This window comes from Bradyrhizobium sp. PRIMUS42, from assembly GCF_023006515.1.
In the GTDB taxonomy this organism is placed as follows: domain Bacteria; phylum Pseudomonadota; class Alphaproteobacteria; order Rhizobiales; family Xanthobacteraceae; genus Bradyrhizobium.
The window spans coordinates 1-8,928 of sequence record NZ_JALBGZ010000216.1 but is presented as its reverse complement, the minus strand read 5'-3'; the positions used below and the strand labels follow the sequence as shown (position 1 = coordinate 8,928).

Sequence of the window (8,928 nt, the reverse complement as noted above, 5' to 3'; positions counted from 1 at the left end):
CGGCCAGCTTCGGCCCCGACGCCACCGCCTTGCGCAAGGCCGCCCATGGTGCGCTGGACAAGGTCACCACCGGGATCGAGCGGCTGCACTTCAACGTCTGCCTCGCCCATATCCGCGAGTTCGCGAATACCTTCTCGGAAATCTTGCAGCGCCCCGGCCAGTCCGCCGCGAACCTGGCTCCGGACTTGGCTTGGGCGATCCGGGAAGCCGACCAGATCCTGGTCCAGCTGTTCTCCCCGATGATGCCGCACCTCGCCGAAGAGTGCTGGCAGGTTCTGGGCCAGAGCGGGCTGGTTTCCGAGGCCAATTGGCCCCAAATCGAACGCGATTTGCTGGTTGAAGACAGCGTGACCCTGGTGGTCCAGGTCAACGGGAAGAAGCGGGGTGAGGTCACAGTTGCAACAGCGGCCCAGAATCCGGAAATCGAGGCTGCCGTTTTGGCCCTCGATGCGGTAAAGCTGGCCCTGGACGGCAAGCCCGTCCGCAAGGTGATCATCGTCCCCAAGAGGATCGTAAATGTTGTCGGCTAGGATCCGCATCGCAGCCCGCTTGCTGGCGGTCGCCGCCTTGGCCGCGCTGACGGCCGGCTGCTTCCAGCCGATGTATGCCGAGCGGAGCGACGGCACCCCCGGCCTGCGCGAGAAGCTGATGGGCATCGAGCTGCCCCCGATCAGCAAGCCCAATGCCTCCCGCGAGGCCCGCGTCGGCGTGGAAATCCGCAACGCGCTGGCCTTCAAGCTTTACGGCAGCGCGACGGGCATGCCGCCGACCCATCGGCTGGACATCCGCTTCACCACCAGCCGTTCCTCGCTGATCGTCAGCGCCACGACGGGACTGCCGACCAGCGAAAATCTCGGTGTCGACGCCCAGTACAATCTGATCGAGGTCGCGACCGGCAGGTCTGTCATGACCGGCGCGACCTTCTCACGCGTGTCCTACGACATGCCGGGGTCCTATCAACGCTTCTCGCGCACCCGCGCCGTGCGCGATGCCGAGGATCGCGCCGCCAGCGAGATCGCCGAGAACATCACGACCCGGCTCGCCTCGTTCTTCACCGCCGGCACGTAAATCACTCCAGTCATTCCGGGGCGCCCGTAGGGCGAACCCGGAATCTCGATCCATAATCTCCGGATTCCGGGTTCGCGCGCTGCGCGCCCCGGAATGACGATGGGACCCGATGGTCGCGCTGCGCGGAAAAGAGATCGACGCCTTCCTTGCCCGCCCCGATGCGGGCCGTCCGATCATCCTGCTCTACGGCCCCGACGCCGGCCTCGTGCGCGAGCGCGCGGATGCGCTGATCGCCTCTGCCGTCGACGATCCCAACGATCCCTTCTCACTGGTCAAGCTGGATGGCGACGAGCTCTCCGCCGAGCCGTCCCGCCTCGTCGACGAAGCCATGACCGTGCCGCTGTTCGGCGGCCGCCGCGCGATCCGCATCCGAGCCGGCTCGCGCAGCTTTGCCAGCGGCGTCGACACGCTCGCAGAGATGAGCGTGAGGGATTGCCGCATCGTGATCGAGGCCGGCGAGCTGCGCCCGGAATCGCCGTTGCGCAAAGCCTGCGAGAAGGCCAAGGCCGCCGTCGCGATCGGCTGCTATCCCGACACCGAGCGCGATCTCGCCAAGCTGATGGAAGACGAGCTCCGTATCGCCAATTTGCGCATCGCGCAGGAGGCCCGCGCAGCGCTGATGTCGTTCCTCGGCGGCGATCGCCAGGCCTCGCGCAACGAGCTGCGCAAACTCACGCTCTATGCGCATGGCAAAGGCGAGATTACGCTGGACGACGTGATGTCCGTGGTCGCCGATGCGTCCGAGCTGAAGCTCGATCCGATCGTCGACGGCGCCTTCGCCGGTCGGCCCGACATCGTCGAGACCGAATTTGCCAAGGCCATGATCGCCGGCACCTATCCCGGCGTGATCATCTCGGCGGCGCAGCGCCAGGCCGCGTGGCTGCACAAATCGGCGCTGGCGATCGCCGACGGCACGCCGGCCTCCACGGTGCTCGACAGCGGCTATCCGCGCCTGCACTTTTCTCGAAAGCCCGCGGTCGAAACCGCGCTCCGCAATTTCAGCGTGGCGCGGCTCGCCGCCATCATCGAGCAGCTCGCGACCGCGGCACTCGACACCCGGAAGCAATCCACCCTCGCCGCCGCCATCGCCCAACGCACGCTGATGGCGATCGCCGCGAATGCGAAGCGGCGGGGATAGGCCCGGGCTTTCTCGTCCCCGGACGCAGCGCAGCGCTTCTTAGCGGTGCGCTGCAGAGCCGGGGCCCATGCCTCTGCGATTTCGTTCTTGGCCTTCTGGGTCCCGGCTCAGCGCAGCAACGCTTCGCGTTGCAGGGCGTCCGGGACACGAGAATGGAGAACGGTGCGCTCAGATGCGCTCCACACACCCACTGTCATCCCCCGTTCGCGAGGACGACACCGAGGACGAAGCCTACAGCGCGCCCTTGGCCAGCCGCTTCATCACCTCGTCGAGCTGATCGAGGTTGCGGTAGTTGATCTGGACCGAACCGCCGGGGTCGCGGTGATTGACGGTGACCTTGAGGCCGAGCGCGTCGCTGACGCGCTTCTCCAGATCGATCGTGTCGGGGTCCTTTTCCTTAGCCCCGGTTGCGCGCGCCTTTTGCGGCTTGCGCTCCGGCACGCCCTCTTCATGCGCGAGCGCCTCGGCCTGGCGGACATTGAGGCCTTCCTCCACGATACGCTTGGCGGCGGCGAGCGGATCGGGCACGCCGATCAGTGCGCGGGCGTGGCCGGCTGTCAGCTCGCCGGTGGCGATGAAGGCCTGTACTTCGGCCGGCAGCTTCGTCAACCGCATCATGTTGGCGACGTGGCTGCGGCTCTTGCCGACGACCTTTGCGATATCGTCCTGGCTGCGTTTGAACTCGTTGGCGAGCGCGTGGTAGCCCTGCGCCTCTTCCATCGGGTTGAGGTCTTCGCGCTGCACGTTCTCGACGATCGCGAACTCCAGCGCGTCGCTGTCGCTGATGTCGACCGGCACGATCGGCACTTCGTGCAGGCCGGCCATTTGCGAGGCGCGCCAGCGCCGCTCGCCGGCGATGATCTCGAAGCGGTCCTGTGCACCCTTGACCGGACGCACCACGATCGGCTGGATCACGCCATGCTGCTTGATGGACTCGCTGAGCTCTTTCAGCTCGGCGTCGGAAAAGGTGCGGCGCGGATTGCGCGGATTGGCCTTGATGAACTCGATCGGCACCTTGCGTTGCGCGCGCGGACGATCGACGTGCTGGGCTTCGCCGCCGACATCGCCGATCAGACTTGCAAGACCCCGGCCCAGTCGCGAACGCGCTTCATCGGCCATCGCCAGCTCCCTTGGATTCACGGTGCAGCACTCCAGAACTGAATTGTCGAAACTCGTAGGTCGTAGGGCGGATTAGCGCAGCGTAATCCGCCACAGGTTTGTTCGCGGCAAGAGTCGGCCGGTTACGCTGCGCTAACCCGCCCTACGGATCTCACGTCAATGCGTGACGCGCAGCTCGCGCTCGCGCTGGATCACTTCGGTGGCGAGCCGCAAATACGCTTCGCTGCCAACGCATTTGAGATCGTAGACCAGCACCGGCTTGCCATAGGACGGTGCTTCCGAGATGCGCACGTTGCGCGGGATCATGGTCTTGTAGACCTTCTCGCCCATGAACTGCCGAACGTCGGCGACGACCTGGTTCGACAGGTTGTTGCGCGAGTCGAACATGGTCAGCACGATGCCGTGGATCGACAGGTTCGGATTGAGCGTCGAGCGGACCTGCTCCACCGTCTGCAGCAATTGCGACAGACCTTCGAGCGCGAAGAACTCGCACTGCAGCGGCACCAGGATCGCATCGGACGCCGCCATCGCGTTCACCGTGAGCAGGTTCAGCGAAGGCGGGCAGTCGATCAGCACATAAGTGTAATCGGCATCCGGCGAGACGTTGTTGTTGAGCGCGCCGATGGCGTCGCGCAGCTTGAAGGCGCGGCCCGGCGTGGTGCCGAGCTCAAGCTCGAGACCGGAGAGGTCCATGGTCGAGGGCGCGATGTGCAGCCGCGGCACCGCGGTTGAGACCACGGCCTCACGCAGCGGGGCTTCACCGATCAGCACGTCATAGGTCGAGCAGGAGCGGCTGCGGCGGTCGATGCCGAGGCCGGTCGAGGCATTGCCCTGGGGATCGAGATCGACGATCAGGACGCGTTCGCCAATCGCCGCGAGCGCCGTTCCCAAGTTGATCGCTGTGGTTGTTTTTCCAACACCGCCCTTCTGATTCGCCAGCGCGAGGATGCGCGGATGGCCGTGCGGGACCTCGCTGATCGGTGCTTGGGCCGGTTCTTGGGCTGGTTCTTGGACAGGGTCTTGGGTCTGCTCTTGCTGCGGATCGTCAATCACGGTCATCGAATTTCCCCACTCAACCCCTGAGCGCCTCAGCTGCGCCGTTCGGCGGCATCGAGCTCCACGATCCAGCCGTCGCCCGTGCGGCTCCGGTGGAGCTGAGGCTCAATATTCCAATATTTAGCGGCTTCGGTCAATTCACCCTCTACATCTTGACCCTTGAGAAACAGCGCCTTTGCGCCGTGGCGCATCAGCGGCTCCGCAAAGCCGATGAGTTGATGTAGCGGAGCAAGCGCACGCGCGGTGACGCAATCGACGGGGCCGGTGATTCTATCCACATTATCCCCGATCTCAGCGAGATGTACGACTCCCGGAGATGCGGTGACGCGAATCGCCTCGCGCAGGAACGCCGCCTTCTTGGCGATCCGCTCGACGAGATGGACGCTCGCACCCGGCGTCCCGGCCATGGCGCAGGCCAGCACGACACCGGGGAAACCGCCGCCGCTGCCAAGGTCGGCCCAACGTTTTGCACCGGGCGCGAGATCGACGAGCTGGAGCGAGTCGGCAATGTGTCGGGTCCAGAGCTGCGGCAGAGTCGAGGGCGCGACCAGATTGGTCTTGGCCTGCCACTCCCGGAGCAGTCCAATGTAGCGGTCAAGCCGGGCTTCCGTTTCATGTGAAACGGGCGCAAGCCTCAAGGCCTCGCGCTTGTCGGCGGCGATGATCGAATCAAACGCCTGATCGTTGGCGCTGGCCTTGTCGATCTTCGGTTTGGCTGGCGCCGGTTCAAATCGACCTGCGCCCTCGCCTGTTCCGGGTCGCCGCGTTAGCGGCCTGTCGCCGCCTGGTCCGCGCTGTTTCACGTGAAACGCCTATGCGATTGCTTTGGAGATCTTTCGTGCCTCGCGCCGGAGATAGGCCGCGAGGATGCCGAGCGCAGCCGGCGTCATGCCGTCGATCCGGCCGGCCTGGCCGACCGTGAACGGCCGCGCCTTCTCCAGCTTGGCTCGCACCTCGTTGGAGAGACCGGGAACGAGGCTGTACTCGACCTCTGACAGCACCATCCCCTCGTCGCGCCGGAAGGCCTCGACGTCGGCGCTCTGGCGCTCGAGATAGACATCGTATTTGGCGTCGATCTCGAGGTGGGTGGCGATGACGGGATCAATGGCGGACAGCTCCGGCCAGATCGCACGGACCTGGCTCCAGCCGATCTCCGGATAGGCCATCAGCTCGAAGGCCGACCGGCGCTGGCCATCCCGGTTCAGGGACAGGCCGTGCTTGATCGCCTCGTTCGGGGTGATCGTCAGCGACTTCGACAGCGTTCTGGCCGCATTCAGCGCGTCCATCTTGGCGCGATGATGCTGGGTCCGGGCATTGCCGACGCAACCGAGCGCGATCCCCTTCTCGGTCAGACGCTGATCCGCATTGTCGGCCCGCAGCGTTAGCCGATATTCGGCCCGCGACGTGAACATCCGATAGGGCTCGCTGATCCCGCGGGTGACGAGATCGTCGATCATCACGCCGAGATATCCGTCGGCCCTATCGAACACCGTCAGCGCGGCGCCGCTGGCGGAGAGCGCGGCGTTCAGGCCGGCCACGATGCCCTGCCCGGCGGCCTCTTCGTATCCGGTGGTGCCGTTGATCTGCCCGGCCAGGAACAGACCGCGCAGGCGCTTGGTCTGCAGGGTCGGATCAAGCTCCCGGGGATCGATGTGGTCGTATTCGATGGCATAGCCCGGGCGGACCATCTTGACCCGCTCCAGGCCAGGAATGCTGGCGAGGATCGCGAGCTGGACCTCCTCGGGCAGAGAAGTCGAGATGCCGTTGGGATAGACCGTGCTGTCGTCGAGCCCTTCCGGCTCCAGGAAGATCTGATGTCCATCGCGATCACCGAAGCGGACGATCTTGTCCTCGATCGACGGACAATAGCGCGGTCCGGAGCTCTTGATCTGGCCAGAGTACATCGGCGAGCGATGAACATTGGCCCGGATCACCTCGTGAGTGGCGGACGTGGTCCGGGTGATGCCGCATTGGATCTGCGGCGTCGTGATCCGCTCGGTCATGACCGAGAATGGCTCCGGCGGCTCATCTCCGGGCTGCATCTCGACCGCAGACCAGTCGATCGTGGTGCCGTCCAGACGCGGCGGGGTGCCGGTCTTGAGCCGCCCGAGGGTGAAGCCGGCACGCTCAAAGGAGGCGGACAGACCCATCGCAGGAGCCTCACCGACACGGCCGGCGGGCCAATTCTTCTCGCCGAGATGAATGAGACCGCGTAGGAACGTGCCGGTGGTGACAACCACCGCCCCTGCCCGAAGCTCCCGGCTATCGGCCAGACGCAGACCGACGACCCGGCCCTCGACTACGATCAGCTCGTCGGCCTCGCCTTCGATAACGGAAAGACCTTCGGTCTCCCGGATCGCGGCCTGCATCGCGGCGGCATAGAGTTTTCGGTCGGCCTGGGCTCGGGGACCACGGACCGCGGGTCCCTTGCGGCGATTGAGCACGCGGAACTGGATGCCGCCGGCATCGCCCACACGTCCCATCAGACCATCGAGCGCATCGACCTCGCGAACCAGATGCCCCTTGCCGAGACCGCCGATAGCAGGATTGCAGGACATCGCACCGACGGTGGAGAAATGGTGCGTCACCAGCGCGGTGGTCGCACCCATCCGGGCAGACGCGGCCGCGGCTTCACAGCCGGCATGGCCGCCGCCAATCACGATGACGTCGAAGCTCTCTCGCTCTGTTCGCATGAGCGGACTTCTAGCCCAGAGGCAGGAAAGCCGGAAGTGGAAACTGGCGAGGCGGGTGTTTCACGTGAAACGGGGTTGGCTCGCGGAGCCTCCAATACCGATTCGCGAAAACAACCCCATGCACAGTAGAATGGGTGTTGAAAGGACTGCTGTTTCACGTGAAACGAAATGCAGCTTGTCGGCAGAAGTCACCTGAAGAGATTGCCAGATTGACCCTCAGGCCCGTAACCGCGCCGGAGACGGGCGGTCTCGCCCGGCCGTTGCGAGCGTCGCAAAGCAATGCGGAGATTCTTCGTGGAGACAGCTAGGATTGCTTCGTCGCAAGGGCTCCTCGCAATGACGGAATCAAGGGCCGAGCCCTTAGGTCTCGGTAGGTGGTGCGTTCGAGCCGACTGGGCGCCATGGTCTCGAACCGAGACCAATCGGGCACGCCTGTTTCACGTGAAACAAGTGGACGGCTCGGATGGAGCCAAGTCGTTTGTCCGGCACCAGCGAATTACCATTCTCTCCGCCCCCAGGTTACGAGGGCGTCACTTCGGGGGCTGAGCCAGTTTAACCTGACAAGCCGGTTCCACTCGCGTTTCACGTGAAACACAAAAAATGGAACAAGGTCTAATTCTACAATGAAGAACTAGCTCTACTTTCCAATGCAGAACTTCTGAAAAATGGTTCCCAGGACGTCCTCGACGTCCACCCGGCCCAACAGCCGACCCAGGGCATAAGCGGCAGCACGCAGCTCCTCGGCCGCCAGCTCCTCGCCCTCTTCTACGAGCCCCAGACTCCGGCGCAAGCTGTCAGATGCGCGGTTCAACAAGACGCGCTGGCGAGCCCTGGTCACCACGGCGCCCTCCGTGGTTTTGAAAAACTCCGAAGCGAATTTCACCAGGGCATCCACCAACTCGGGGATGCCATCACCGCGACTCGCCGAGATCCCGAACTCGCCGCTCGGCCTCACGCCCCCACCCCCGCCAAGATCGATCTTGTTGCGGACGATCCAGATCGACCCCTCCGACCGGTCGCCGTCTTCGGATTTCCGAAGTGACCGCACCGCGTCCGGATCAACGGCCTGCTCGGCTTCCACCAGCCACAACACCAGGTCGGCGTCCTCGGCCCGCGCCCGCGCCCGGCGCACGCCCTCCTGCTCGACGGGATCGTCGGTCTCGCGAATGCCGGCGGTGTCGATCACCGTGACGGGATAGCCGTCGAGATCGAGCTGCACCTCGATCACGTCGCGCGTGGTGCCGGCATGGGGCGAGACGATCGCAACCTCGCGACGCGCGAGCTGATTCATCAGCGTCGATTTGCCGACGTTCGGCTCTCCCGCGATGGCAACCACGAGACCGTCGCGCAGTCGTTCAGAATGCCCCTGTGCCGCAAGCACTTCTGCGATTTCGTCATGAAGGGCTTTGATCGCTTTCTTCGCCGGCGCCATCAGCTCCGCCGGCACGTCGCCCTCATCGGAAAAATCGATGCCGGCCTCGATCAGCGCGGACGCCTCGATGATCCGCTCGCGCCAGTCGCGCGCGCGATCCCCGAGCAGGCCCTGCAGCTGCCGCAGCGCCTGGCGGCGCTGCCGGTCGGTGTCGGCGTGAATGAGATCGTCAAGACCCTCGGCCTCGGTGAGATCGAGCTTGCCGTTCTCGAAGGCACGCCGCGTGAACTCACCTGGTTCGGCCGCCCGCGTATGCTGAATAACCGAAATTGAGGCGAGGAGCGCCGCCAGCACCGCGCGGCCGCCATGGACGTGAAATTCAGCGACGTCCTCGCCGGTCGCACTCGCCGGCCCTGGAAACCAGAGCACGACCGCATCGTCGATCGGCCGGCCCGCTTCATCGCGGAGCAGCCGGCGACCGG

General features: G+C 65.0%; 8 protein-coding genes. 3 read left to right on the top strand and 5 right to left on the bottom strand.

Annotated features, from left to right (window positions below):
* From MOV75_RS17695 to holA, 3 genes are all read left to right on the top strand, one after another.
* The coding region (locus MOV75_RS17695; RefSeq protein ID WP_247006282.1) for a class I tRNA ligase family protein at positions 1–530 on the top strand (530 nt) is incomplete at its 5' end.
* Entirely contained in the window at positions 517–1,068 is a 552-nt protein-coding gene (lptE, locus tag MOV75_RS17690) for an LPS assembly lipoprotein LptE (protein ID WP_246924439.1), read from the top strand. The genes MOV75_RS17695 and lptE, both read left to right, overlap by 14 nt.
* Before the next feature lie 109 nt (positions 1,069–1,177).
* Positions 1,178–2,206 (top strand): DNA polymerase III subunit delta, encoded by a 1,029-nt coding sequence (gene holA / locus MOV75_RS17685; RefSeq protein ID WP_246924436.1) that lies wholly within the window; start codon positions 1,178–1,180, stop codon positions 2,204–2,206.
* A 231-nt stretch (positions 2,207–2,437) separates the two neighbouring features.
* Here holA and MOV75_RS17680 read toward each other — a convergent pair whose 3' ends face one another.
* The 5 genes from MOV75_RS17680 to mnmE all read right to left on the bottom strand — a co-directional run.
* On the bottom strand, positions 2,438–3,325 hold the full coding sequence (locus tag MOV75_RS17680; RefSeq protein ID WP_246924434.1) for a ParB/RepB/Spo0J family partition protein: 888 nt from the start codon (positions 3,323–3,325) through the stop codon (positions 2,438–2,440).
* 156 nt (positions 3,326–3,481) lie between these two features.
* Positions 3,482–4,384 carry a ParA family protein gene (locus MOV75_RS17675; protein WP_246924432.1) on the bottom strand — a complete coding sequence of 301 codons (903 nt, stop codon included), beginning with the start codon at positions 4,382–4,384 and terminating at the stop codon, positions 3,482–3,484.
* A 29-nt stretch (positions 4,385–4,413) separates the two neighbouring features.
* A complete protein-coding gene (rsmG, locus tag MOV75_RS17670; RefSeq protein WP_246924448.1) occupies positions 4,414–5,085 on the bottom strand; it encodes a 16S rRNA (guanine(527)-N(7))-methyltransferase RsmG in 672 nt (223 codons plus the stop codon).
* A gap of 108 nt (positions 5,086–5,193) precedes the next feature.
* Positions 5,194–7,074 carry a tRNA uridine-5-carboxymethylaminomethyl(34) synthesis enzyme MnmG gene (gene mnmG / locus MOV75_RS17665; RefSeq protein WP_246924430.1) on the bottom strand — a complete coding sequence of 627 codons (1,881 nt, stop codon included), beginning with the start codon at positions 7,072–7,074 and terminating at the stop codon, positions 5,194–5,196.
* A 637-nt stretch (positions 7,075–7,711) separates the two neighbouring features.
* Positions 7,712–8,928 (bottom strand): tRNA uridine-5-carboxymethylaminomethyl(34) synthesis GTPase MnmE (mnmE, locus tag MOV75_RS17660; RefSeq protein WP_247006281.1); only part of this gene is annotated, 1,217 nt, incomplete at its 5' end.

Bases quoted from the DNA above. Each gene is read 5' to 3' on its own strand.
- lptE (WP_246924439.1), top strand. From the start codon at position 517: ATGTTGTCGGCTAGGATCCGCATCGCAGCCCGCTTGCTGGCGGTCGCC.
- holA (WP_246924436.1), top strand. From the start codon at position 1,178: ATGGTCGCGCTGCGCGGAAAAGAGATCGACGCCTTCCTTGCCCGCCCC.
- MOV75_RS17680 (WP_246924434.1), bottom strand. From the start codon at position 3,325: ATGGCCGATGAAGCGCGTTCGCGACTGGGCCGGGGTCTTGCAAGTCTG.
- MOV75_RS17675 (WP_246924432.1), bottom strand. From the start codon at position 4,384: ATGACCGTGATTGACGATCCGCAGCAAGAGCAGACCCAAGACCCTGTC.
- mnmG (WP_246924430.1), bottom strand. From the start codon at position 7,074: ATGCGAACAGAGCGAGAGAGCTTCGACGTCATCGTGATTGGCGGCGGC.